The sequence below is a fragment of the Microcystis ichthyoblabe FBCC-A1114 genome, from assembly GCF_050500245.1.
Lineage (GTDB): Bacteria > Cyanobacteriota > Cyanobacteriia > Cyanobacteriales > Microcystaceae > Microcystis > Microcystis ichthyoblabe_A.
The window spans coordinates 2,014,238-2,038,890 of the sequence record NZ_CP191408.1 but is presented as its reverse complement, the minus strand read 5'-3'; the positions used below and the strand labels follow the sequence as shown (position 1 = coordinate 2,038,890).

At 43.1% G+C, this 24,653-nt stretch carries 25 protein-coding genes and 2 pseudogenes; 20 read left to right on the top strand and 7 right to left on the bottom strand.

Going from position 1 to position 24,653, the window contains the following annotated elements; all coding sequences use genetic code 11:
- Positions 1–12 precede the first annotated feature (12 nt).
- From ACQY1Y_RS09880 to ACQY1Y_RS09860, 5 genes and pseudogenes are all read left to right on the top strand, one after another.
- Positions 13–831 (top strand): carbon-nitrogen hydrolase family protein, encoded by an 819-nt coding sequence (locus tag ACQY1Y_RS09880; protein ID WP_430014488.1) that lies wholly within the window; start codon positions 13–15, stop codon positions 829–831.
- 412 nt (positions 832–1,243) lie between these two features.
- A pseudogene (locus ACQY1Y_RS09875) lies at positions 1,244–2,877 on the top strand (IS1634 family transposase).
- Positions 2,878–3,401: 524 nt separating this feature from the next.
- Positions 3,402–4,022 carry a hypothetical protein gene (locus tag ACQY1Y_RS09870; RefSeq protein WP_002779196.1) on the top strand — a complete coding sequence of 207 codons (621 nt, stop codon included), beginning with the start codon at positions 3,402–3,404 and terminating at the stop codon, positions 4,020–4,022.
- Positions 4,023–4,290: 268 nt separating this feature from the next.
- On the top strand, positions 4,291–4,752 hold the full coding sequence (locus ACQY1Y_RS09865) for a hypothetical protein (RefSeq protein ID WP_002732132.1): 462 nt from the start codon (positions 4,291–4,293) through the stop codon (positions 4,750–4,752).
- Positions 4,753–4,770: 18 nt separating this feature from the next.
- Positions 4,771–4,977 carry a hypothetical protein gene (locus ACQY1Y_RS09860; protein WP_002733122.1) on the top strand — a complete coding sequence of 69 codons (207 nt, stop codon included), beginning with the start codon at positions 4,771–4,773 and terminating at the stop codon, positions 4,975–4,977.
- Positions 4,978–5,195: 218 nt separating this feature from the next.
- On the opposite strand, the gene ACQY1Y_RS09855 is transcribed toward ACQY1Y_RS09860, so the two are convergent.
- Positions 5,196–6,605, bottom strand: a complete 1,410-nt coding sequence (locus ACQY1Y_RS09855) for an IS4-like element ISMae7 family transposase (protein ID WP_430014665.1) — start codon at positions 6,603–6,605, stop codon at positions 5,196–5,198.
- Between the two features lie 209 nt (positions 6,606–6,814).
- Between ACQY1Y_RS09855 and ACQY1Y_RS09850 the strand changes: the two genes are divergently transcribed.
- The 3 genes from ACQY1Y_RS09850 to ACQY1Y_RS09840 all read left to right on the top strand — a co-directional run bounded on the left by ACQY1Y_RS09850 (position 6,815) and on the right by ACQY1Y_RS09840 (position 9,227).
- Positions 6,815–7,195, top strand: a complete 381-nt coding sequence (locus ACQY1Y_RS09850; RefSeq protein ID WP_002779112.1) for a hypothetical protein — start codon at positions 6,815–6,817, stop codon at positions 7,193–7,195.
- Positions 7,192–7,842 (top strand): phosphatase PAP2 family protein, encoded by a 651-nt coding sequence (locus tag ACQY1Y_RS09845; protein WP_430014487.1) that lies wholly within the window; start codon positions 7,192–7,194, stop codon positions 7,840–7,842. The genes ACQY1Y_RS09850 and ACQY1Y_RS09845 overlap by 4 nt, the downstream gene beginning before the upstream one ends.
- Positions 7,843–8,228: 386 nt before the next feature.
- Positions 8,229–9,227: a sulfurtransferase gene (locus ACQY1Y_RS09840; protein WP_430014486.1), complete on the top strand. Its 999-nt coding sequence runs from the start codon at positions 8,229–8,231 to the stop codon at positions 9,225–9,227.
- Between the two features lie 174 nt (positions 9,228–9,401).
- On the opposite strand, the gene cpcA is transcribed toward ACQY1Y_RS09840, so the two are convergent.
- Together cpcA and ACQY1Y_RS09830 are read right to left on the bottom strand one after the other, a co-directional pair.
- On the bottom strand, positions 9,402–9,893 hold the full coding sequence (cpcA, locus tag ACQY1Y_RS09835; RefSeq protein ID WP_002732914.1) for a phycocyanin subunit alpha: 492 nt from the start codon (positions 9,891–9,893) through the stop codon (positions 9,402–9,404).
- A gap of 55 nt (positions 9,894–9,948) precedes the next feature.
- Positions 9,949–10,467 carry a phycocyanin subunit beta gene (locus tag ACQY1Y_RS09830; RefSeq protein ID WP_002733930.1) on the bottom strand — a complete coding sequence of 173 codons (519 nt, stop codon included), beginning with the start codon at positions 10,465–10,467 and terminating at the stop codon, positions 9,949–9,951.
- Between the two features lie 670 nt (positions 10,468–11,137).
- On the opposite strand from ACQY1Y_RS09830, the gene cysK reads away from it, so the two are divergent.
- The 10 genes and pseudogenes from cysK to ACQY1Y_RS09780 all read left to right on the top strand — a co-directional run bounded on the left by cysK (position 11,138) and on the right by ACQY1Y_RS09780 (position 18,073).
- Complete coding sequence (gene cysK, locus ACQY1Y_RS09825) at positions 11,138–12,085, top strand: cysteine synthase A (protein WP_430014485.1); 948 nt, start codon at positions 11,138–11,140, stop codon at positions 12,083–12,085.
- Between the two features lie 15 nt (positions 12,086–12,100).
- The gene (locus tag ACQY1Y_RS09820) at positions 12,101–12,235 is read left to right on the top strand and encodes a hypothetical protein (protein ID WP_002779101.1); all 135 of its coding nucleotides are present in this window, start codon (positions 12,101–12,103) and stop codon (positions 12,233–12,235) included.
- Between the two features lie 76 nt (positions 12,236–12,311).
- The gene (locus ACQY1Y_RS09815; RefSeq protein ID WP_002733201.1) at positions 12,312–12,848 is read left to right on the top strand and encodes an MgtC/SapB family protein; all 537 of its coding nucleotides are present in this window, start codon (positions 12,312–12,314) and stop codon (positions 12,846–12,848) included.
- A 218-nt stretch (positions 12,849–13,066) separates the two neighbouring features.
- Positions 13,067–13,741 (top strand): hypothetical protein, encoded by a 675-nt coding sequence (locus ACQY1Y_RS09810; protein WP_002793799.1) that lies wholly within the window; start codon positions 13,067–13,069, stop codon positions 13,739–13,741.
- Positions 13,742–13,892: 151 nt separating this feature from the next.
- The gene (locus tag ACQY1Y_RS09805) at positions 13,893–14,468 is read left to right on the top strand and encodes a Crp/Fnr family transcriptional regulator (RefSeq protein WP_002731893.1); all 576 of its coding nucleotides are present in this window, start codon (positions 13,893–13,895) and stop codon (positions 14,466–14,468) included.
- A 31-nt stretch (positions 14,469–14,499) separates the two neighbouring features.
- Positions 14,500–15,138 carry a cadmium resistance transporter gene (locus ACQY1Y_RS09800; protein ID WP_430014484.1) on the top strand — a complete coding sequence of 213 codons (639 nt, stop codon included), beginning with the start codon at positions 14,500–14,502 and terminating at the stop codon, positions 15,136–15,138.
- A 197-nt stretch (positions 15,139–15,335) separates the two neighbouring features.
- Positions 15,336–15,980: pseudogene (locus ACQY1Y_RS09795) on the top strand (FAD/NAD(P)-binding protein); the annotation flags it as partial.
- A 798-nt stretch (positions 15,981–16,778) separates the two neighbouring features.
- Complete coding sequence (locus tag ACQY1Y_RS09790) at positions 16,779–17,486, top strand: MBL fold metallo-hydrolase (RefSeq protein ID WP_223210829.1); 708 nt, start codon at positions 16,779–16,781, stop codon at positions 17,484–17,486.
- Positions 17,487–17,526: 40 nt separating this feature from the next.
- A complete protein-coding gene (locus ACQY1Y_RS09785; RefSeq protein ID WP_430014664.1) occupies positions 17,527–17,769 on the top strand; it encodes a DUF6888 family protein in 243 nt (80 codons plus the stop codon).
- Between the two features lie 91 nt (positions 17,770–17,860).
- A complete protein-coding gene (locus ACQY1Y_RS09780; RefSeq protein ID WP_002779089.1) occupies positions 17,861–18,073 on the top strand; it encodes a DUF6887 family protein in 213 nt (70 codons plus the stop codon).
- A 13-nt stretch (positions 18,074–18,086) separates the two neighbouring features.
- Here the strand turns inward: ACQY1Y_RS09780 and ACQY1Y_RS09775 are convergent, their stop codons facing one another.
- The 4 genes from ACQY1Y_RS09775 to ACQY1Y_RS09760 are packed head-to-tail and all read right to left on the bottom strand — an operon-like array spanning position 18,087 to position 22,546.
- Positions 18,087–18,674 (bottom strand): hypothetical protein, encoded by a 588-nt coding sequence (locus tag ACQY1Y_RS09775; protein WP_002779088.1) that lies wholly within the window; start codon positions 18,672–18,674, stop codon positions 18,087–18,089.
- Positions 18,671–20,089, bottom strand: a complete 1,419-nt coding sequence (locus tag ACQY1Y_RS09770) for an AAA family ATPase (protein ID WP_430014483.1) — start codon at positions 20,087–20,089, stop codon at positions 18,671–18,673. The genes ACQY1Y_RS09775 and ACQY1Y_RS09770 overlap by 4 nt, the downstream gene beginning before the upstream one ends.
- A 51-nt stretch (positions 20,090–20,140) precedes the next feature.
- Entirely contained in the window at positions 20,141–21,232 is a 1,092-nt protein-coding gene (gene metX, locus ACQY1Y_RS09765) for a homoserine O-acetyltransferase MetX (RefSeq protein ID WP_430014482.1), read from the bottom strand.
- A gap of 15 nt (positions 21,233–21,247) precedes the next feature.
- The gene (locus ACQY1Y_RS09760) at positions 21,248–22,546 is read right to left on the bottom strand and encodes an O-acetylhomoserine aminocarboxypropyltransferase/cysteine synthase family protein (protein ID WP_430014481.1); all 1,299 of its coding nucleotides are present in this window, start codon (positions 22,544–22,546) and stop codon (positions 21,248–21,250) included.
- A gap of 816 nt (positions 22,547–23,362) precedes the next feature.
- Between ACQY1Y_RS09760 and ACQY1Y_RS09755 the strand changes: the two genes are divergently transcribed.
- Together ACQY1Y_RS09755 and ACQY1Y_RS09750 are read left to right on the top strand one after the other, a co-directional pair.
- Complete coding sequence (locus ACQY1Y_RS09755) at positions 23,363–24,169, top strand: prohibitin family protein (protein ID WP_024970572.1); 807 nt, start codon at positions 23,363–23,365, stop codon at positions 24,167–24,169.
- A 71-nt stretch (positions 24,170–24,240) separates the two neighbouring features.
- The gene (locus tag ACQY1Y_RS09750) at positions 24,241–24,639 is read left to right on the top strand and encodes a YidH family protein (protein ID WP_024970573.1); all 399 of its coding nucleotides are present in this window, start codon (positions 24,241–24,243) and stop codon (positions 24,637–24,639) included.
- Positions 24,640–24,653 lie beyond the last annotated feature (14 nt).

Genomic DNA, 24,653 nt, shown 5'->3' with positions numbered 1-24,653 from the left:
GCTTCAACCCCCATGAAATCCTATCTCGCCGCCGCCATTCAAATGACCAGTCAGCCGGATTTAGAGAAAAATCTCGCTGCCGCTGAAGAATTGATCGAACTTGCCGTGGGTAAAGGGGCGGAATTAATCGGTTTACCAGAAAATTTCGCTTTTATGGGGGCAGAAACCGATAAAATCGCCCAGGCCGAGACTATTGCCCGAAAAGCCGATAAATTCCTCCGCACCATGGCCCAACGGTTTCAAGTGACCATTTTAGGGGGTGGTTTTCCCGTGCCGGTGACGGGTATTCCCGATAAGGCTTATAATACGGCTATTTTAGTTGATGGCAACGGTGCGGAATTAGCCCGTTATCAAAAAGTCCATCTCTTTGATGTCAATGTCCCGGATGGTAACACCTATCAGGAATCGAGTACAGTCATGGCAGGGATCGATTTACCGCCAATTTATGGCTCCGATAGCTTGGGCAAAATTGGCCTCTCGATTTGCTATGATGTGCGTTTTCCTGAACTCTATCGCTATTTATCGCAGCAAGGAGCCGATGTTTTATTTGTACCTGCGGCGTTTACAGCTTTTACAGGGAAAGATCATTGGAAAGTTTTGTTACAAGCGCGAGCGATCGAGAATACTTGTTATATAATAGCTCCCGCTCAAACGGGCAATAATTACGAACGCCGTCACACCCACGGTCACGCTATGATTATCGATCCTTGGGGTGTGGTTTTAGCCGACGCAGGGGAAGAAGCGGGGGTGGCAATTGCCGAAATTAATCCCCAACGTCTGCAACAGGTGCGACGACAAATGCCTTCCCTGCAGCATCGTGTTTTTGTTTAAAATTCGATTCGACAATTTTGTCGATAAAAACGCCTAATTTTGGTATTTAACTCGGTAACCTAATTAGTTAAGCTAAAAGCTTTGATTTACTGAGTTTCTAACCTTCTTTGCCAGATTCTCAGGGTAAGCTCATCTAATAAGGATGTAGTCGATTTATGCCACCCGATCAAACCATACCAAGTAACGAAGAACTAGGTAAAAATATCCGTAAACTTTATTAACAATCTTCCTTGAAAATCTCTTGACTATCGCACCCCGAATCAGGGATCATATAACCGACACTCCGCACTTCAAAATGTAGTATAAAGTAGCATAAACTCATTCAAGAAAAAATAAGTAAAAATACTCAGAGAATTAGTCCCAAAAAAGTGAGACAATCAAAAAGCTCAAAAATCTATTAAAGGTACAAAAATTGTCTCCTATCTCAGAGGTAAAAATTAAAAACCTAGATCACTTAGGAATAGTAGCCGGGCTAATTGACGAAATAGGAATAGTTGAAATAATCAACTCTAAATTAGGAATCGACCCCCGAGAAAAAATTTCAGCAGGAACAGTGGTCAAAGCTATTCTAATCAATGGATTAGGATTTGTTTCAAGACCTTTATACTTATTTAGTCAATTTTTTGAAGATAAAGGAATCGAAGAATTATTGGGAGAAGAAATAAAAACCGATTATATCAATGATGATAAAATTGGGAGAGTCATGGATGAATTATACAAACATGGACTGAATGATATCTTTATAGAAGTTGTCTTATCGGTCATCAAAAAATTTAAAATAGAGACAAAATATTCTCATCTAGATGCCACATCATTTCATCTAGATGGAGAATATAAAAGTGAAGAAAAAAAGAGAAAGAAGAAGAGCTGCTCAAAGAAAGACCAATAATTATTACCAAAGGATATTCTCGTGACCATCGACCAGATTTGAAACAATGCGTCTTAGACTTAATAACAACCGAGGATGGAGACGTACCATTATTTGTGAGAGTCGGAGATGGAAATGAAGCGGACAAAGCTGTCTTTGGCAAAATCTTAGTAGAATTTAAAAAACAAATAAAATTTGACAGTATTATGGTCTGTGACAGTGCCTTATATAGTCAAGAGAATCTTCAACTAATTCAACATCTAAAATGGATAAGTAGAGTTCCCATGACGATAAAAAGAGCCAAAGAATTAGTCCAAAATTCAGAAATGGAAGAAATAGAGGCCAAGGAAAGAGAAAAAAGGGCAGAGCTAAATTTAGAAGGATATACCTGGAAAGAAGAAAAAGTGACTTATGGGGGAATCCAACAAATCTGGCTAATAGTAACCAGTGAAAAAAGACAAATAAGTGACTTAAAAAAACTAGAAAATAACCTGAAAAAAGAAAAAGACAAAGGGGAGAGAATTCTCAAGAGCTTGCAGAAAGAAGAGTTTGAAAATCCCCAACAAGCCCGATATAAATTAAGAGCAATTAATCAAAAATTAAACCTCGTTAAAATCCTAGAAATTGACCTAATTGCCAGTCAATCAAAAGACCATAAAACGATTTATAAAATTAGCGGCGTAGGGCAAGAAAAAACTGAAGAGATAGTCAGAAGAAGAAAGGAAGCAGGCAGATTTATTTTAGCAACTAACTTAGTTGATGAAGAAGACAAATTAGACTCAGCCGAAATGGTGACAACTTATAAAAATCAACAGTCTTGTGAAAGAGGATTTAGATTTTTGAAAGAGCCTTTATTTTTTGCGGATAGTTTCTTTGTTAAAAAAACGGAAAGAATCGAGACAATGTTATTCTTGATGTCTTTCTGCTTGTTAGTCTATAACCTCGGACAAAGAGAACTAAGAAATAGCTTAAAAAGAGCAAAGGCTGGAGTCAAAAATCAAGTCAGTAAATTAACGAGTCGTCCCACAATGAGATGGATATTTCAATGTTTTCAGGGCATTCATATTTTTATTGTGAATGGGGTCAAGCAAATTGTCAATTTAACTGAAGAACGCCGTTTTATTTTAAATTTTCTGCCTTCATCTTGTCAAAAATATTATCTGTCATCGTTAGTCTAAATAACAAAGCAACAAAGTTGATAACAATTGAGTAATATGCTTATAGGAGAGTCACTACTCCTCGAATTGTTGTGACTTAGTTTAACTCTTCGAGCCGAAAAAATATTTGGCATTTTATGATTTCTCCTCAACATCTGATTGGTTGAGTATTTTTTTTGATTATTCTGATTTTTTTTCTTTGAAAAGACCTGTAGTTTTTTATACTTCAAAGTGAAGTGCGGAATATGGGATATAAAGATGTAGCGTTTCTCGTCAAGGTGAATTGTAAGTTAAACCTTGCCGAAGTAAGAATTCTCAGTTGCGAAAACATACCTCATATATCCGAGAAACGCTGTAGAGCAGACAGGGATGCAATTCAGACTTGAATTGGCGAAATTCAAGTCTTGACTCTATTTATTGTCAACTTCAGTCCAAAAATACTCTGATGGTTGGACAAATATGCTCTCTGGACTTGTTCTAACAAGATTCCGGGCTAAATGAGAAATAATCCCATTTAGCTTCTCTAGACCGTTAAGGAGAAACCGATGTCATCTTATACCACAGAATCAGAAAAAATTGATTTTCCGAAAACCCTAGATATAGCCACCGTTTGCGTCTATGGGCTAGGAATCCTCTCGGCGGGCCTATTTTTATTTCTGCCCTTCGTCAACCTGCTGCATCCGAGTCCGTGGCAGCGATGGCTAGGCACAATTCACGGTTTTGGTTCCCTATTAGCCCTAGTCGTGATTGTTTACGCTGGTCATCTCGCTTTTCCCCTGCTCAGAGGTTCTGGCAAAATTTTGCGGCAAATGCGAACCCTCACCTTCTGGTCCACCGTCCTCGCTTTTTTGGCGATCGCCACTGGCAATTTAGCCTATATGCGCTATCGGGCCGGTTTAGAATTTGGCGGTGCGCGGGCATGGCTAAAGGAAAATTCGCCCCTCGGTCAATACGTCCTCATGGAATACCACGAATTCAGCGTCCTTTTTATCCTACCCCTAGGCGTGGCCTGCACTTGGATTCTCTGGAAATACGGCGACTCAATCCTAGACAAAGCTAATCGACCGGTGTTAACGGTCACTTGCATTGCCCTGATGGCGATGATGTTTTTTGCCATGGGTGGACTCGTTAGCGGCCTCGGTGTTGCCAAAATTCACGCCCTGTAAACCCTTATTTAGCTACTTTACCTCAAAAGTGAACAAAATTAAACTTTTGCTCGTTTTAGCCACGTTTTTCGGGTCATCTATCACCGCTCCCGCCCTAGGGGGTGTAAACTTAGCCCCGATGGTACGGATACGAGGGCGGCCAGCATTAGCAACCAAAGTCAAATCGTCGGTCGTTTCCCTAATGCTGGTAATACGGTTGGGGACTTTTAGCGGTGGGACTTTTCGGTTTTAGACACTTACGAACTCTGAAAAAATAGGAACAAATCTGATGACTCAACGTTACGTCGATAGTCCTTGGTATGGAAAAATCTGGGCTTTTTTAAAACAATTTCCCCAAGGTTTAGCCGAAGGTGCCAAACGTTCCCCTGCCACTTCTGGCCCAGCAGCGGCGGCGATTATTAGTGCTGGTATTGGCTGTTTTTTAATGATGGTTGCTCACCATTTTTCCGATGCAGACCATTCAAAAACCGTAGAAACTTTCCTTTGGAATTTGGGTAGTTGGATACCTGGCAGTAAAAATCCTAGCAAAATGTGGGGCAATATCGGCAGTTATACCGGCAAAGAAACGATGTTATTAATTGGCTGGTTAGTCAGTTGGCCGATACTGCATTATCTTTGGAAAGATCGCCAGATAAAAGCTAAGACCATTCTCTTTTGGTTTTTTGCCCTCATGATTGCCGCCACGGCCATGTCATGGCATCCACTATTTCCCTATTTACCTTTAACTTAAAGCCTAGGAGGTGACAAAATGAACGCTCAAGTTAGAAAGGTTTCCTCGCGTAAAATGCACGATATCGTCTGGATATTAGTGGGACTTTTTGGTTTATTTGCTATTACTTTTCCCCTAGCCATGTGGCGAGTGAGCAATATGGAAAAGTTTCAAGGTTCTCATGTGAAATCTTTTGTCGTAGAAGGAGAAAACGCTCCCCAATCTTCACAGCTTAAAACTAAATAAATCTCAGTTTTGGATAATCTGAGTTTTGGATAAGTCGAAACCCTGAGACTCAATCCGAATCTAAAACTCTGATTAACAGACAAAACTCTCCAAACTGTGAACAATTGCTAAGTAGGTAGGCGTTAAAAGTTGTCAGACACCCCCCTTATCAAGCTATCCATTAGTCACATCTTTCTTAACATAAAATTTGACAAAAAGAGAAAAGTGTGCAAGATGGCTCAAGGGGGTTCTATGGGGGGACTAATTTGATGAGATAGTTTCCAAGTCTGGCTGATATCATGTAACCTTCGCAGTCCCAACCAAATAGTTTTAACACCTGGTTCACTGTCACCTTTTCTACCTAAAAACCCCCCAAGAGAAGCAATCATTCTGACCGCTTCTCGAAAGGAGGGCGGCTTTTCAGGTGGCGGACTCTTTTTATGAATAGTGGCACACAAAGATTGCCATTCATGTTCTTCCAAAAAACTTTCACAACTCTCCTCTCCGTGTAAGCGTGCTTGATAGGTTAACCAGAGTAATCTCCAAGCTACAATTGAATAGGTAGCTAAGGCCATCTCAATTCTACGACCCGTTTCTAATTGCAGTTTTTCTAATCCACAACCACTTTTTAAAACAAAATGATAGCGTTCTATTAACCAGCGATAACTATACCAGCGCACACAGGTTATCGCTGATTCAAAGCTACTAATGTCTAGGCTAGTTAAGAGGAGCCAACTGATAGGATTAACTCCAGGACGCGGATTTTCTTCTTCAGCTAAAATTACCTGTAATTTGACCGGTTGACGAGGGTTCGCTTTCGAGTGATGCTTAGGTACTTGTATTTCAAAACTGGCAAATCTAACTGTTAGTTTAGCTAGTCTAGCCTCGTGATTAGGATTGCGTTTTACTTGCACATCTAGGCTACCACAGGCTTTTATTTCTCTGATGGATTGATGTAAATATTTAGGCTCTGGATGCCCTGACTTTTGCTTGTCTTCGAGATAGTTAACTTTTCGGTTATGAGTTCCTCGGATTAATAAATGAGAGTTAGGACTTCTTGATTGGGCAAATAAATCAAATATGTCTGCCTCACAATCTCCGATTGTTACTACTTGAATTTCTTCGGGTATTTGTTGTTGTGTTTCTGACAAAGAATCTAACCATCTTTGACTTTCTTTTTCTTCGGTTTCTCTTTTTTTGCGTTGCTTGGCAATCCCTAAATTCTTTTCTTCTCTTGCCCAGACATATTGATTAATCAGTCCTAAAGGTATTCCTTGCGGTGACACTCCTAAGGTGGTATGAACTTTGAGACCAAAGGATTTTTTATAATCTAGATAACCCATTCCTTTTTTGGCTTTTTGCGTCGTAAAGTCTAAACTTGTTGTGTCTTGCACTGCCAAAACTATTGGATGTTCTTTGATTCTTTCTACTGTACTTTTGGCTTGGGCGGCAATTATATCTGAGGGGTGAAAATAGGGGGAATTCCAAAAGTCGTAGGTGGCACTCGCTGCGGCTAGATTTCCCGAAGCTTGTGGCACACTTGTACTAGGTTGGCTGGCCAAGTTTTCTACGATACTGATTAACCTTTTCTTTCTTCTGGTGTCCCCTAGGTCTGCATACTGTAATTCTTGGGCTGCCCATTTCTCCATTTTTTTGCTTACCTCCACCTTAATTCCTTCTTTCAAAACTATACCTATCAATCGTTTCCCCTTTTTTTAAGTTTCTTCTCTTTTTGTTAAGAAAGATCTGACTAATGGATAGCTTAATAAGGGGGGCATCTGACAATTTTCAACACCTACTTACTTAGATAGCTGATGGCAAAAAAAAACAAAGCTGATAGTTAGTAACTAAAAAAAAGATGTATCTACTTGACAAAATCAAAAACGGAACCTTGGTATTGATCGGTTACTTATTATCGCCCCTGTGTTGGTGGAACGATCTAATTTTTAATCTGCCGATCGCCTACGGTTTCGGTCGTTTAATTGCTTGCTTGCACGCCGATTTTTTTCTACCAGCGGCCATGGTTGGTTATTGGTTATCTAATCTGGTGGGAATTTTGCTGATGCAGTTCGGAACGAAAGAATTAATCGGTGGAGAGAAAGAAGAACGCAATTGGCAAAAAGAATTAAGAAATGGATTACTTTCCTCGACAGTTTATACTTTAGTAATCCTAGCTTTGCTGCATTTTCAGGTTTTAGAAATGCCCCTGTTATCCTCGATCGCCACTTTTTCCCCGTGATTCCCAAAACTTACTTAAACAATAGCTTAATTTTCTTGGTTATCTTGTTAACATCGCTAACTTTTACGGATTTAGCGATCGCTATTCGCCAGCAGCCGCAAGGATTTGCTTGGGAAAAATCCCTGATGCTATCTATTCATCAAACTACTAATTTAAACCTAAATTTTTTGGCCATAAAACTAACGGGATTAGGTACTTATTGGGGAGTGGCCCCGATACTGACAATTTTACTGCTGATTTTTGCCCTAAAAAAATACTGGTATGGGTTCGCTTATATCCTTGTGACCATGGCGGGAGGTTGGGCTATTAGTTATAACCTCAAGATTTTTTTTCATCGAAATCGCCCGCAATTTTGGCAGTTATTTTATCCGTTACCCGATGATTTTGCCTTCCCTAGCGGTCATGCTTTATTTAGTTCCCTGTTAGTCATTTCTTTACTGATTTTATCTTGGAGAACGCACTGGTTTTTAGGGGTAGTTTTACTGGGGATTCCCTTCGTCTTGGTTATTGCTTGGACTCGTCTTTATTTAGGAGTTCACTTTCCTAGTGATATCCTTGCCTCTTGGCTTTTAGCGCTCGCTTGGTCTCTCCTAGTTCATCTCTGGTGGCAACAGTTATTAAAGACACCCAAGGCGATCAGGAAATAAGGAGAAATTAATAATTAGGGTTGGCTGAATATCAGTGAAAGCTTTGCTAGAAAATGGTTTAGGGACTTTTGTTTTCAAGAAAAGTGCCAAAGACAAACGTTGATAAATCGATCCGAGGGACTCAAAATCCTTGCACTGTCCAGAGGCGATTGCAAAGGGTTCCGCTTCTCAGTGTGCGAGGTTATTCTGTTATTCTGACTTCCCTTCCTGACTCCTGACTCCTGACTCCTGACTCCTAACCCCACCAACAAACTTTTTTAGCAAACCCTAATTAGTTGACCGACTTGCTGCCCAAAAAAAATATCACGTTATACCTAAATTTTTGGAGAAAGCTAATCAAAGCCCTATAGTAATTATCGTTTGATATTCGTCGCTGACACTGAATCATGAAACCAAAACTGCGTCAAGGGAAGGGTCTATCCCTGGGACGGTTTCAAAGCCGTCCCCTTGCTTTTCTCACTTTAGTTCTTCTCTGCATTTTAACCTTTACCTTAGCACCGTCATCGCCCCTGATGGCCACGTCTAAATCTGAGACTAAGATAGACTTTGTATCGCCGGTTTGGGTAGCACAAAATCTCAACGATCCGAAGTTAAAAATTCTCGATGTGCGGATTAATCCTTTGGAATATATCACCGGTCATTTACCGAAAGCGGTGAATATAGCCGACAATAATTTTCGTGGTCCAAACGGATTTTTGCCGGTTCAATATTGGCAAGAGGATAAAATTGGCAGCCTCTTTGCCGCTGCGGGAATCACTAATGGCGATCGAGTGGTAGTATATTCCGATGGTCGCGATGTCTTGGGGGCAACCATGGTCGCCTATTTACTAGAGCGATCTGGTTTCCGAGATGTGGCCGTCTTAGATGGTGGTTTTAAGGGTTATAAGGCTTCTGAACAGAAGGTAACGAAAGAATTCCCTAAATATCAACCAGGGAGCTTTACTGTCCGTGATAATCCCTCGATTCGGGTGACTTTGGCAGAAGTAGAGAAATTGATCGGCAAACCCGATGTGGTTTTTATCGATCCTAGACCGGAAGAACTTTTTCAGGGAAAACAGGATATCTGGCTGAGAAATGGTCATATTCCGGGGGCGAAAAATATACCCTGGCCGACTTTTACGGAAGCGAATAATCCCGATGAATCTCTGAAAAATCCCCATAAATTGAAATCTTTAGACGAAATCAGGAAGATTCTTGCCCAACGCAACATCAAGCCCTCGGATAATATTATTGTCAGTTGCAGTACCGGACGGGAAGCGACTTTACAGTATGTTGTCCTCAAACATCTGCTCGGTTATCCCAAGGTGCGAATTTATGAGGGTTCTTGGACAGAGTACAGTACCACGGATCTGCCCGTCGCTACTGGGCCAGAAAAAGCGGTCTGAAGTCAAGTTTGTCGGTCTATACTCGTTGTGTTTAACCATCTTGCCCAAGATGGTTTTTTTGTTGGGGTCGGTTCCCGAGTAGGGCTAAGTTAGACGGACGCAAAAAAACCTCGGCGCTCATCCCGAGGTGAATTTAGGAGATTTGAGCTTATTTTGATGTGAAGTTGACGTAAATTAGCTAAGGGCGTTGATCACATAATCAATGTAGGAATTAGCTTCTACAGCAGCATCCCCACTTAATCCGTGATTGGTTTTGATGTATTTTAAGGCTTCGATATACCAGCTAGGAGATAGTTCAAAAGCACTATTAATTTCACTCAAACCGGCGACCAGATATTCATCGATCGGGCCTGTACCGCCCACCACGAGGGCATAGGTGATAATTCGGATATAGTAGCCGATATCGCGAACGCACTTGGATTTCCCCCGCTCATCGTAGGCATAGTTCGGCCCCTGGAGTTGGGTGGTGTAGGGAAATTTTTGATAGACAGCGTTGGCTGCTTCTTGGGCTAAACTGGGGGCCTTTTGGGCGAGGATTTTTACCGCTTCTAGGGTGATGGCGGCCTGACGGAAACGACCGAAGGCTACTTGTAATTCAGCACTGCTGAGAAAACGGCCTTGGGAATCGGCAGTAGCCACCGCTTCGGTTAAAGGTGTTTTGGTCATGGATGGAATTGCTCCTACAAAAGTTTAATCGGATTGAGATAAGAAAGTCACAGCATCAGGAAACTGCCGCCGCCGCTCGATCGAAGTAAGAAGCGACTTCTGCTAGTAAAGAACTGCAATCCCCACGAGTGATCCCGTTGGGATCGGCTGCTAGGGCAAGGGAAGCGTCTTTGAGCTTGAGAATTCCGGCCGCAACAGAAGCTCCCGGAACCCCCAGGGCGACGTAGGTTTCCCGGAGACCGTTCAAGGCGCGATCATCGAGGATGCTGGCATCGCCGGTGAAGGTGGCATAGGTAACGTAGCGCAGGATAATTTCCAAATCCCGCAAGCAGGCGGCCGCACGACGGTTTGTATAGGCGTTGCCACCGGGGGCAACTAAAACGGGCTGTTCTGAAAACAAACTACGCGCGGCATCGGTAACGATCGCAGAAGAATTACTGGAAAGACGATTGACCACATCCACGCGTTTATTACCATCTTTGACGAAGGCAATTAGGGCATTGACTTGATTCTCGCTCAGGTATTCCCCCCGGGTATCGGCCTGAGAAACGACTTTGGCAAAGGCATCTAACACCATAGTTTTCATCTCCTATAATGATGATTGGTTTCGGCAAAATATCGAGGTTGATTTCTCTGGCTTTTCTTTATTTTTTCCGATAAAGTATCTAGGAGTTTTTTTCTTGGGACTATACTATCGTCCTTGAAAAAAGTTTTACTCTCCCTTGGCCAGATTTTTTTGTATATCGAGGAACAATTCTTGTTAATTGAATTTAGCGTTGATAGGCGCTTCCAGACATACTTCGTTTTTGCCATGAATTATTTTATAGACCATATTTCTACCTTTATTTATTAAAAATTGTTTCTTAAAAAAACAGCAAAAAAATAATTTTTTAGGATAAATCTCAGAAAAGTTTTCTAAATGTGTAACCCTATACTAAGAAAAAGTATCGCTCTTTTCATCTCTCTAATAATTCCTTTAAGTTGTTTAAACAAATGTGCTTTTATATACTAATAATAATTAACTAAATTAAGAGAAATTTCCCAAGACAACTTTGCCGATTGTGCTTCGATATACAAAAAAAGTGGCAAGGCAAAAAAATCGACAGGGATAATCCCCGCCGACGTTGTGATCAGAGGTGCCAACACCAGCATTTTGCAGTGTACTCCGACTTAAAAAGTATTGTAAAACATCTTAAATACATATATAATCAAAAATAGCCAACAAGTATAAAGCAAGTGGGATTATGCCGATCGCAAGAGACATCACCCAATTGGTAGGAAGGACTCCCCTAGTCCAACTGAATCGAATCCCAGTGGCAGAGGGAGTAAAAGCCCGCATCGTCGTCAAACTGGAAAGTATGAACCCCGCCGCCTCGGTTAAAGATCGCATCGGTGTGAGTATGGTGGAGGACGCGGAAGCTGCCGGACTAATTCACCCCGATAAAACAATTCTGGTGGAACCCACTTCCGGCAATACCGGCATCGCCCTGGCCATGGTGGCGGCGGCCAAAGGCTATCGCTTAGTCCTGACTATGCCCGAAACCATGAGTTTAGAACGACGGGCAATGTTAAAAGCTTACGGGGCGCAATTAGAATTAACCCCGGGTAGCCAAGGCATGAAAGGAGCGATCGCCCGAGCCGAGGAAATAGTCGAAAATACCCCCAACGCCTATAGTTTGCAACAGTTCCGCAACCCAGCCAACCCGAAAATTCACCGAGAAACCACCGCCGAAGAAATCTGGGCCGATACCGACGGCCTGGTAGATATCGTTATTGGTGGCGTGGGAACTGGGGGAACCATTACTGGTATTGCCGAAACCATTAAACCCCGTCGTCCCCAATTTCAAGCGATCGCAGTTGAACCCGCTAATAGTCCCGTCTTATCGGGAGGACCACCCGGACCGCACAAAATCCAAGGCATCGGGGCCGGTTTTATCCCGGCAATTTTCCGACCGGAATTAATCGATGAGGTGATTATCGTCGATGATACAGAGGCTTTCGCCTCCGCGCGACGGTTAGCCCGTCAGGAGGGACTACTATCGGGCATCTCGGCCGGGGCGGCTTTATGGGCGGCGATTCAGGTGGGCAAAAGACCCGAAAACGAAGATAAATTAATCGTCATGATTCAGCCTAGTTTTGGGGAACGTTACCTCAGCACGGCCCTGTTTAAAGACCTCGAAGATATCGACTAATAGGACAATAAATTGATGGAATTTGCAACGAGGGCGATTCATGGGGGGCAAGAACCAGACTCTAGCCATGGTGCGGTAACGATTCCCATTGATCTCACTTCCACCTATAACACCAGCTTTACTACGATTATCGATCGGGATCGAGAATAGGAACGATTTAAAGCGGGATCTGGAAAAGGCTTTGATTGGTTAGGCGAAGTTTTTATCTCATTTGATGGGTTAAACAATGTTTTTTGACTCGGAAGATTGGCAAACGATTATTTTTCGGCTGAGTATGGCTATGGCCGTCGGCTGTCTGATTGGTTATAACCGACAGCGAGGCGGTCGTCCGGCTGGATTGAGAACTTTTATCATCGTTAGTCTCGGGGCTGCCATGTTCGTGATGATTCCCCTACAAGCGGAAGGAGATGTGGGTTATGCGTCTTCTAATGCTCTCAGTCGCACTATTCAAGGGGTCGCTTCTGGTGTCGGTTTTTTAGGGGCGGGCATCATCCTACAACAATCCCATCGGGAACTAAATAAGGTACAAGTGAAAGGTTTGACTTCGGCGGCGACTATCTGGTTAGCAGCAGGATTAGGCGCGGCTTCTGGTTGCGGTTTATGGCAGATGGTTCTGGTGGGAACTTTTTTCACTCTCTCCACCCTCAGTGGCATTAAACGACTGAAGAAAAAACAACCCTTAGCCAAATATATTAAAGGTCGTAAGAAAATATCTCCGATTAATCAAGAAATAGACTCATCGGATAGTTCAGCATCTCATTAATAAAAAAAGCGATAAAAATTAATTTTTTATTAAAAGAGCAAAAGCTTTTCTGTAATGGCTTTTGGTTCAAAAAGTTTATATTTTGTCTAAAATTTATCGTTTAAAAAAATATAATAAATTTTTTATAAAATTTTCTGTATATAAATAACATACAAGTATTTTGTATGATAACATTTAGATAGAGTAACTAATTTTTCTAAACAGGAGAAAATTAAATCATGATCAACCAAAATAAGAGCTTTAAAAGCCTCAAAAATCAAGTTTTCCAGCTGCTGATTTTCCTCTTAACTGTCACTTTGCTCCTAGGCGGGAGAGGAAATGCGATCGCCTTGCCGCTACTCCCCGAACCGTTGGCCGTCATCGACCGTGCAACAGCAACGGGTGGCACTGTGGTGGAACCAGTCAAGAAAAAAAATGAGGTTTCTAGCCCAAAAATTCTCGAAGATGCCCAAATTGCCTATGAAAAAGCCATCCAAGCGACAAAATCGGCTATCGATGACCTAAAGGCTCAACTAGCCGCTCCTTCTCTCGACAAGAAGATTATCGAAGCTCAACAGGACAACCTAGAGGACTTAGCGGATAATATTGACGATCTAGGGGAAAAAGTGAGTAAATTGACGAAAAAATTGACCAAATCCGGGGCTAAACTCAGTGAAACCCTGCAAAACAACCTTATTACCCTAGAAAATAGCCTCGTTAATACCTCAGAGACGATCGATATCTTAGCCGACGACACCGAACGACTCAAAGACAATGCTTCCCCTTTCCTGAAAACTCGCGTAGAAAAGACCATCGACGCGGTTAAACAAACTCTACAAGAAAGCGATCGAGCTTGGCAAGAACTGATCTCCTCGGCCACCACGGAACTGGAGAAGACTAGCACCCCGAAATAAATAGGGCTTGCAAGGGCATAAAATCGGTCTTTTTTGGGGTAATTATCGTTTTTACCCCAAAATTATCAAATCCGATCCCTAATAGCTGTCTCCCGTCTCCTGTCTCGGAGTCTCGACTACAAAATTAATTTTGCACGACTACTTACCAATCATGACGCTTACCTATCAACCATCAACCCCCCATCGCTGGCACTTTGATAATCGGGCGATTTTGCCCCTTAGAAACCCTAATTTCTGGAAAATCGAGAGTGGAGTCGTGAAAACCTCCACCTGGTTAGAAGATGGAACCCTGATCGTCTTGGGATTGTGGGGACCTGGCAATTTTGTTGGCAAAACCCTAGAGAGAGTCAATCCCTATCAAGTTGAGTGCATCACTCCTGTACAAGCAGTTTCCTTTTCCACAGTTGAGAGTTATCAAATGGCAGAAATTCTGCTGTCTCATCTTCAGCAAGCACAAGAACTAAGTATTATTCGTAGCTACAAACGTACTGATGTTATGGTCTTGAAATTACTGTCATGGTTAGGCAATCAATTTGGTAAACAAACCGGTACTGGACAATTAATTGATGTGCGTCTAACTCATCAGGATATCGCTGACTTATTAGGAACCACTAGAGTCACAATTACCCGCGCACTTAATCATCTTGAACAACAAGGGGCCGTGGAACGTCTTCCCGTCCATCGTCTTCTTTTACGAGAGGAGGAAATCTGGCACTACGAGATTTAGAATGGGAAGGATTTATCCCTTTTTTCAATCTATGAATTGGTTAGTAGCCCTTTTAATTACTAGCGTGACGAGTTTTGTGGCCACAAATCTCGATGATCTGATGGTGCTAATGTTGTTTTTCTCGCGACTTAATGCTAATTTTCGACCTCGACACCTGATTGTTGGTCAATACCTCGGTTTTACCCTGATTCTCCTAGCTAGTTCCCTCGGTTTACTATTTGGGTTACTGGTTTCTAAAGAATGGATTGGTCTATTAGGATTTATCCCTCTAATTATCGGCATTAAACAACTTTTGTCAAGGGAAAATGAGGATTATATTCAAGAAGTAAGAGAAGATGTTAATTATTCTAAAAATCGCTCCTTTTTTCCTCGTTTTCCCTCCCAAACCTATTACGTTGCTGCCGTGACCGTGGCTAATGGCGGTGATAATATTGGTATCTATACCTCTCTTTTTGCCAATAATTCCCCGATGCACGTCTTAATTATCATGATAATTTTTTATCTCATGATGGGGATTTGGTGCGTCCTAGCCTATTTTTTGATTACCCATCCCAGGATAGCTAAAGTGGTTACAAACTACGGACATAAAATTAGTCCTTTTATCTATATTGCTCTCGGTATTTATATCTTAATTGATAGCCAATTCTATCGTTTATTTTTAACCTATTAACCAAGAATGCCTAAAAAATTATCTTTCAGCTAAGTAGGTAGGTGTTAAAAGTTGTCAGACACCCCCCTTATCAAGGGGGGCAGGGGGGATCAGAGACAAAATCTATCTTCAATTTAATTATAACTACTTACTTAGACCAAGTAATACTAACTCTTTAACCCTTACCATACCCCTAATTCCCTCCCCGATAGTTATCTATGAGCTACATTGACCGGAATCAATTTTCTGCAACTTTCGACATCGCCATTATCGGGGGAGGATTTAGTGGTTCCCTCGTGACGGCGAACCTGTTACGCGACACAGGGACTCCATTATCGATCGCCCTGATCGAGCGCCGAAAACCCCTCGGTACGGGGATCGCCTACGGAACGCGAGACAGCGGCCACCTGCTCAATATTCCTGCGGGCAAAATGAGCGCCTTCGAGGACGATCCCGAACATTTCCTCCACTGGTTAGCAGATAACGGCTATCGATCGATCGATCCGGCCAGCTTCGTCCCGCGTCTAGTGTACGGCAAATACATCCGATCGATCCTAGAAGAAGCGCGGGACAACGCCATTGCCGATCACCGTCTGGAAACGTTTACCGATGCGGCGATCGATCTGGCACTCGACGGGGAAAAGGCGACGATTACCCTCAAAGGAGGCAAGAAAATCAGCGCCGCAAAAGTAGTTCTGGCGCTGGGCAATTTTCCCGCAACGGTTCCCCAACCCCTCGCGTCTCTGAATTACCCCTATCTCCGCGACGCTTGGGAGACAGACACACTCGCCGATCTAAAACCCGACGGGAAGATCCTGATCGTTGGGACGGGGTTAACGATGGTGGATATGGTGGTTTCCCTGGCACAAAGGGGATTCACGGGCAAAATCCACGCGGTTTCCCGTCATGGCCTGATCCCCCGATCGCACCGCCCCACCGATCCCTATCCCCCGTTCCTCACCCTCGAAACCGCGCCCCAGACCACCCGGGGACTCCTAGGGCGAATTCGCGCCGAGGTAAAAACCGCCGAGAGTCAAGGTCACGACTGGCGGGCCGTTTTAAACGCCTTACGTCCGATATCTCAAGGTCTATGGCATTGTCTGCCGATAGGGGAACGCGCCAGATTTCTACGCCACCTGAAAGCCTATTGGGAGGTTCTTCGCCATCGCCTCGCCGACGAGATCGCCAGTATCCTCGATGAGGCTGTAGAATCGGGACAATTAACCTATCATGGGGGAAGAATTGAAACTGCCGAGGATAAAAACGGCTGTGTAGAGGTTACTATCCGTCAACGGGGAACGGGAAACCTGTTAAACCTAACCGTCGATCGAATTATTAACTGTACCGGCGCGAGTAACGATTACAGGACCATAACCGATCCCCTCGTCGTTCATCTTCGCCAACGGGGGTTAATCCGTCCCCATCCTTTGAATTGTGGTATCGAAACTGCGGACAACGGGGCGATTCTCAGGCCAGACGGTACGGCATCGAACACGCTGTACAGCTTGGGAAATCCCCGCAAAGGCGATCTCTGGGAAACCACCGCCATTCCCGAACTGCGTTTACAGGCGGCCGAACTGGCCCGGGATTTGTTGCGATCGCTGAAAGAGAGAATTTCTCTCCCCGCGGCCTACTCGATCGCATTCCGGCCGGCAGCGCCGATTTTCCGCCAGCTTTTCGATAGGGAATCGAGTACCTACACCTATCTGATCGCTGATTCGGGTACGGGGGAGGCGATTTTAATCGATCCGGTCCTCGAACAGGTTGATCGCGATCGGCAGATTCTTTGGCAGTTGGGGTTAACTCTAGGCTACACGATGGAAACCCATGTCCACGCCGACCATATCACCGGAGCGCACCGCTTACGGGAGTTAACCAACTGTTCGATCCTCGTTCCCGAAAACGCCGAAGTGAGCGATATCGATGGTTATGTACGCGATGGCGACCTCTGGACCGTGGCAGGTCAGCAGCTAAAAGCGATCGCCACTCCGGGCCACACCGATAGTCATATAGCCTATCTCATCGATGAAAAACGCCTATTAACGGGGGATGCACTCTTAATTCGCGGTTGCGGTCGCACCGATTTTCAGAACGGTTCGCCGGAAGTACTATACAAGACGGTGACGGAGAAGTTATTCACTCTCCCCGATGATACGCTTGTTTATCCCTGTCACGATTATCTGGGAAGAACGGTCTCCTCGATCGGTGAGGAAAAGCGCTGGAATCCCCGTTTCGCCGGCCGCAATCGTCAGGACTTTGTGGAGTTGATGAATAATCTCAATCTCCCCTATCCCAAGAAGATGACCGCGGCCTTAAGTGCCAACGCACGGGGTGGTAAGGTGGTTTTCGTCATGGATTATCAGATTTAAACGGGCAAGCGATTGATCGCCCCGTCGGTCCTGCGCTACACTGGATAACGAAACACTGGAGGAGTACAAGCCCATTCCTACTGCCGCGCAACAGCTAACCTGTTTTATTTTAAGTTATTGGGCAACGAAGATGTATTTGCCCGTTAATATTGTTCCGATTGACGAAAGAACGGGAAATATCTTTTTTCTCGCTGGGGAAGCAGCAAAAATAAATTCAGAACGATTTTGCGCCGTTTCAGCGATCACTAAAATTGTTAAGAATTGTACAACCCTCTTGTTATAAGGCTTTTTATGTCATGAAACCTTAAAATGAGAATTGCTGCTGGGGAAGAGCAAGAAATTATTATTTTAAAAAATGGCGATTGGAGGTATGTATGATAAAACGCGAGTTTGAATCGATGAGTCGCGAGGAACTACGGAGTTATATTCTCGAACATAGAGAGGACGAAAGGGCCTTTCAAATTTATCTTGATCGGGTGACGGCCGAACCGGGAGAAATTTATCCCGCACCGCATTCGATCGAGGATTTAAGTCATTTTCCCGATCTCGTGACCAAAAATCGTCGCAATAAACAACAGAAAATATAAAGCCGATGCGCTATTATTTACAGATTTTATGATTACTCTCGAAAAGTTCGATTCCATAGTTTTCTAGAAACTCGATCGCTAGAGATTTCCAAGTCGCATCATCTCTAGGATAAAATTCGGGTGTACAGACATACGCCTCTAGATTCAAGTCTAGATAGTTTTTGTCCAGCCTTGCGTCGAAATAACTGATCGTGTTGCTTAATTGATTGATCGCTTGACAACGATTTTTAGTAACTTTTTTGAGGCTGTTTGCATTGAATTTGAATTCGACAAAGCAGAAATCACTTTTATCGAAAAATACACAATCACAATGGGAAGTTCCAAATCCTAAAAGACCTTTTCTGCCATCAATAGGGATAAAGCCAATTATTGTATTGTTGCTAACCTTGAATGTTTTAGTGTCGTCGAAATCGTTAATTAAAATGTCCTCATCGTTCAAGTTAATAGTACAAGTCGAATTCACGGGAATATCGATAATGATAAAAGACTGACCATTGTAGTCGATAATTAGAAACTCATGTCTCTCCTCGATTTGTATAAATTGATCGAGTTTGTCTATTTTTTGGGATAGATAGCTTTTGATTTCGTCAAACTCTGTCATTTTCTTTTGAAGGTTCTAGCGTGAATATTATATAGAGCGTTAAATTCACCTCCCATCATTTCGGATACGGTATCTAGATAATTCTGAGCGATCAATCCCGTGTTACTATCAAAAATAGATTCACAATAATTAGCCTCCTCATCTAAAGATTGATTTCCTAGAGAGTACGCGGAAAATTCAGCCGCATTCAACCAGTAATCTTCTGGTATTATTTCCGACACTTCAGACTGTGCCGATGGATTTTTTTCAACAACTCTTTTGGCGAATAGTAAATTATTAAAAACTGATAAAATATAAGGACTGTGGGTAGTGATAATTAATTGATTATCTTCATTCCGATTAACCATTATCGCTAATAATTCAATTAAATGTTTTTGGGCAACTGGAAATAAATGCGCTTCTGGTTCCTCTATAATTCTCAAAATTATCGAATCATAAATAATATTTAAAAAGATGTCCTGTAAAATTCTAATACATTCCTGCTGACCAGATGAAGCATTACGAAGATCAATAGAATATCGCTCGTTTTTGTTAAATATAATCTTTTCTTCAGAATTGCCAATTAAGTATTCACCTTTTAATATTAAATCTATTTTATTTTTTATCACTCTTAAATACTCAATTCCTTTTTTATTTGCCTGATAGTTAATTAATCCATCAAAGCCAGAAAATTTTCTAAAAACTTGTTTAATAAGTTCCACTTTTTCTATAAATTGTAGCATTAAAAATTCATCTATCATTTGCAGTTTGTTAGCAAAATATTTTTTACTATTTTCTTTTAAATCAATTTCAATACTTGCAAATAAATATTTCTCAAATAAGTCAGAATAAGTTACCGTTGCATTTCTTCCAGCAATTATAAATAGTAAATCTTCTTGCTCGTTTTCAAATAAATTATCCAATAAATTTGATAGAATTTGATAGAATAAACTATACTGGGTCAAATTATCTATTTTGATATATGGTTTTTCGGAGTTATCAATATTTTTTTTGGACAAATTAATATAATCTGCAAAACCCTTTTTGAACTGTTCATCTAAAAAATTTTCGCTAAATATTAAGCATAAATTTTTATTTAAATCAAGATTCAATTGTATATATCTATTTTTTTGAAAACTATAATAAAATCTAACCTCAAAATTCAAAAAATTGAGCGTAGAACCAAAAAAATCATAAAATTTTCTTTTTATAAATTCTCTAAAATAAGTGTCAATATCTGTATATTTCGGTATTTTTTCTTGGGCGAATAAAAAACTTTCAGATTTTAGATTTTCTTTTAATGATTTAAAAAAATAAATCAATTTAGCGATCGTACTCTTGCCGCTTGCCTGTTCACCGATTAAAACTAGAACCTTTTTGATCTCGATTTCAGCGTACTCGATCGCTCCGAAATTTTTAATGACAATTTTTTGCATAGATGCGTGCGCTCTCTATCCGGCTATAGACCATAGTACCGCAAGCGCTCTCTACCCCACCATCCCCAACCCGCGACCATTTCCCATTTCCCACCCATTCCCGAAAGTCACGAGAAGATCATTCAACGCATCCATATCGCCATCCATTAAAAACGCATCGTGACCGTGCGGCGATCGCAACCAGAATAATTCAGAATTGGGGATATATTTCGCCAACTCCTCTTGTTCTACGGGAGGATAAAGAAGATCAGAATCGATCGCCACGATCGCCGTCGGTTGTTGAATCGACTGTAAAACCGATTCGTAACTTTTTCCCGTCCGGGTGACGTCATGACGATCCATCGCCCTACTTAAGGTGATATAAGCATTAGCGTCAAAACGTTCGACTAACTTTTTTCCCTGATATTCTAAATAGCGGGCGATCGTGAACTCTCCCCCCTCCCCGTACTCCCGGCCGAAACGGGACTCGAAACTGGCGTGCGATCGGTAGGTAGTCATCGCCATCATCCGGGCTGCCGATAAACCCCGGGCCGGAGGGCGATCGAGCGCATAATTTCCCCCTTGCCAATGGGGATCGGCATAGATCGCTCCCCTTTGAGCCTCTCCCAGCGCGATACACCAGGCCGAATGTCGTCCCGAAGCCGCAATCACAGCGATCGATCGCGTCCTCTCTGGGTACAGTAGCGCCCACTCCAAAACCTGCATCCCTCCCAAGGATCCCCCGATCACCAATCGCAAAGACTCGATCCCCAACGCATCCATCAACAGCCGTTGTAGGTGAACCAGATCCCGGACGGTAATCTCCGGGAAAGTCGGACCGTAGGGTTTACCGGTACGGGGATCGATCGAAGTGGGGCCGGTTGTCCCGTAGCAACTGCCGAGAATATTGCTACAGACAATAAAATCGCGGGTCGGATCGAGAACGCGTCCGGTTCCTAACAAAGGTTCCCACCAAGCTTCCACGTCGGCCGATCCCGTGAAGGCATGACAGACAATAACCCCGTTATCCCGCTTGTTATTCAAAATTCCCCAGGTTCGATAGGCGATCCGCACCCTTTCGAGAACCGCCCCCGATTCGAGAACAAAAGGACGCGGTGGGGAATAGAAACGGGTTTCCGGGGAGATCAAGTCTAGGCGATCCATGGGCGGGGTGGTGGCTTATAAACTCTGGAAAGTTTGCTGGAAATCCTCGATAATATCGTCAATATGTTCCAAACCCACGGAAACGCGGATTAATTCGGGCGTTACTCCCGCCGATCGCTGTTCTTCCTCGTTTAACTGCTGGTGAGTCGTCGAGGCGGGATGGATAACGAGGGTTTTTGCGTCGCCCACATTGGCGAGATGACTGGCCAGTTTCACCCGGTTGATAAAATTCCGCCCGGCCTCGAAACCGCCCCGAATCCCGAAGGCTAAAACCCCGCCGAAGCCGTGTTTTAGGTACTTCTTCGCCCGTTCGTGGTAAGGATGTTCCGGTAATCCGGGATAGTCCACCCATTGCACCTGTGGCTGTTCTTTGAGCCAGTTCGCCAGGGCCAAGGCGTTGGATACATGACGATCGACCCGTAGGGAGAGGGTTTCCAATCCCTGTAGCAGTAAAAATGCGTTAAACGGACTCAAGGCGGGTCCGAAGTCCCGCAATCCCTCCACCCGGGCCCGGATAATAAAGGCGATATTGCCCAAAGGGCCGGACGGTCCGAATACCTCATAGAAATTCAACCCGTGATAACCCGGCGCGGGTTCGGTAAACTGGGGAAATTTGCCGTTTCCCCAGTCGAATTTACCCGAATCGACGATTACTCCGCCGATGGAAGTGCCGTGACCGCCGATCCATTTGGTGGCCGATTGCACCACGATATCGGCCCCCTGTTCGATCGGGCGACAGAGATAGCCGCCGCAGCCGAAGGTATTATCGACGATCAGGGGAATGCCCTTCTCGTGGGCGATATGGGCCAGGGCAGCAAAATCGGGAATATTAAATCGGGGATTGCCGATCGTCTCGACGTATAAGGCTTTAGTGCGATCATCGATCGCCGCTCGAAAAGCTTCGGCCTCATCCCCATTGACGAACTTGACATTTATTCCTAAACGTGGTAGGGAGACTTTGAACTGATTATAGGTTCCGCCGTAGAGGTAGCTAGTGGAAACGATATTATCCCCCGCACCGGCAATATTAGCGATCGCTAGAAATTGGGCTGCCTGACCGCTAGAGGTGGCCAGGGCCGCCGCACCCCCTTCTAAAGCGGCGATCCGCTTCTCGAAGACATCGGTGGTCGGGTTCATGATCCTGGTGTAGATGTTACCGAACTCTTCTAGGGCAAACAGTCGCGCCCCGTGGTCGGCATCGTTGAAAACGTAGGAGGTGGTTTGATAGATGGGAACGGCGCGGGCCTTAGTTCCGGGGGCAGGTTCTTGGCCGGCGTGTACTTGCAGCGTCTCGAAACGGTAACGGTCAGACATAGGCGATCGGGGAGGAAAATAAAGGGGAAATTCCTCGATTTGTGCGATCGAGGACAAGGGGTGATTAAATTACCTCCTTAGGGGATGGAATGGGTACAGTGGGCTTATCTGCTTACTGTATTTTTCTATCATAGCCATCTTCTGCGAGTCAATTTATTGAGATATCCTTTATACAAAATATCTTTTATACCGAAACTGGATTGTGTTAGGGTAATTGCTAAGTAAGTGGTTCTAATCCCCTTAATCCCCCCTTGATCAGGGGGTGCCGATCCCCCCTTAATCCCCCCTTAATAAGGGGGGCATCTGACAATTTTTAACACCTACCTACTTACAAAAGAAAGTACCGGCTAGACTGGTGAAATGAGAATGTACCATTTAAGACAAGGGAAATTTTGTTATAATTGCTTCTGGATAACCCTGATTCCTTTCTTGGATAAATAAATGCCTTTTTGACCAAATTTCTGACTAAACCTAACGAGATGCTCGTTTAAATTTATGATTGCTAAAACATTTAATCGGCGACTAGGATAACTATAAATATAGCGTTTCCCAATCTCATGAGGTACACCAAAATCTTAACTCCTGACTCCTGACTACTCAAAACCTAAGACTCTGTACCTCACAACTATGGGAATTGCTATAGACAGTATTACCTATATTTTGCCAGCCAGAAGGGAAAGAAATAACGAGACTAAATCTTCATTTTCTAGTTGCTGAAATTCTTCTAGATAAAAATATCACTAATTATGAAGATAAAATCAGCCCTTTTATTTATTTTTAAACCTATCCTATTAACCATCTCTATTCTCAATTAAGATGCTCAAAATTCGCCTTTTAGCTAGACCAAGTAATCTCTTTTTTTTGTTATTAATTTTGGCGATTATTTTTAATCCTTTCGTGATTGTCAATGCTGGAGAAAGAGGGGTTTTAATGGTTTTTGGACAGGTGCAAGATCACATACTTAATGAGGGTATTCACGGGATTATTCCCGTTGTTAACACGGTAAAAAAACTAAGTGTGAGAATCCAAAAACAACAGATAGCGGCCGAAGCTTCCTCCAAAGACCTACAGGAAGTATTTACAGATGTGGCCCTGAATTGGCATATTTTAGCATCAGAAGTTAATACTATTTTTCAACAAATTGGCGATGAAGCGGCTGTCATTGAACGAGTGATCGATCCAGCAGTGGAGGAAATTCTCAAGGAAGTTATGGCTAAATATACCGCCGAAGAATTAATTACTAAACGGGAGGAGGTGAAAGGGGAAGTAGATATTCGTTTGAGCGAAAGACTGAAAAATTATCATATCGGTGTCGATGATATTTCTTTGGTTCATGTCAACTTTTCCGATCGCTTTACCGAGGCGGTGGAAGCCAAACAAATTGCCGAACAGGAAGCCAAAAAAGCCGGTTTTATGGTGCTGAAAGCTCTGAAAGAATCGGAAGTGAAAATCAATCTGGCTAAAGGAGAGGCGGAAGCTCATCGCATTCTCCAAGATTCCTTAAGTCCAGAAGTTTTACAGAACAAAGCGATCGAAAGATGGGACGGTAAACTTCCCCTATTTATGGATGATAATCTGCTTAAGTCCCTTGAATTGGTTAAAGATAAGCGAAAAACTAGATGATAAAAACAATTTATTAAAACCAGAAAAAAGAATACTTGATTTTATTGAATTTCACTGCGAGGAACTCCTCTATGCTGTTTAAATCCCGAAAGACAAAGCAGAAATTTAACCCCGATTACTGGCGAGATCATTCGGCCAACGAACGCACCTATCTGTCTTGGATGCGTGCCTCGATCGCTTTGATGGGTTTTGGTCTGGTCATTTTGCGTTTACGGACAGCATCTTTGTCATCTCTAGGACTAGGTTGGTTGTTGGGTTTTGTCTTCGCTATGGTGGGATTATTAACCGTTGTCATCGCCACGCGCCGATATTTTCTCATCCGGCGGGCGATCGATAGTAATAGCTACGAACCTGCTCAAGTCTGGATTATTTGCTTTAGTATAGCGATCTCTGGTCTCGGGTCAGGAATTCTCTATTTTGTCGCCACCAGTCCCGATAGCGGTGGGGTAGAAAGCATCGTTTTCGATTAAAACCCCATCCTCGC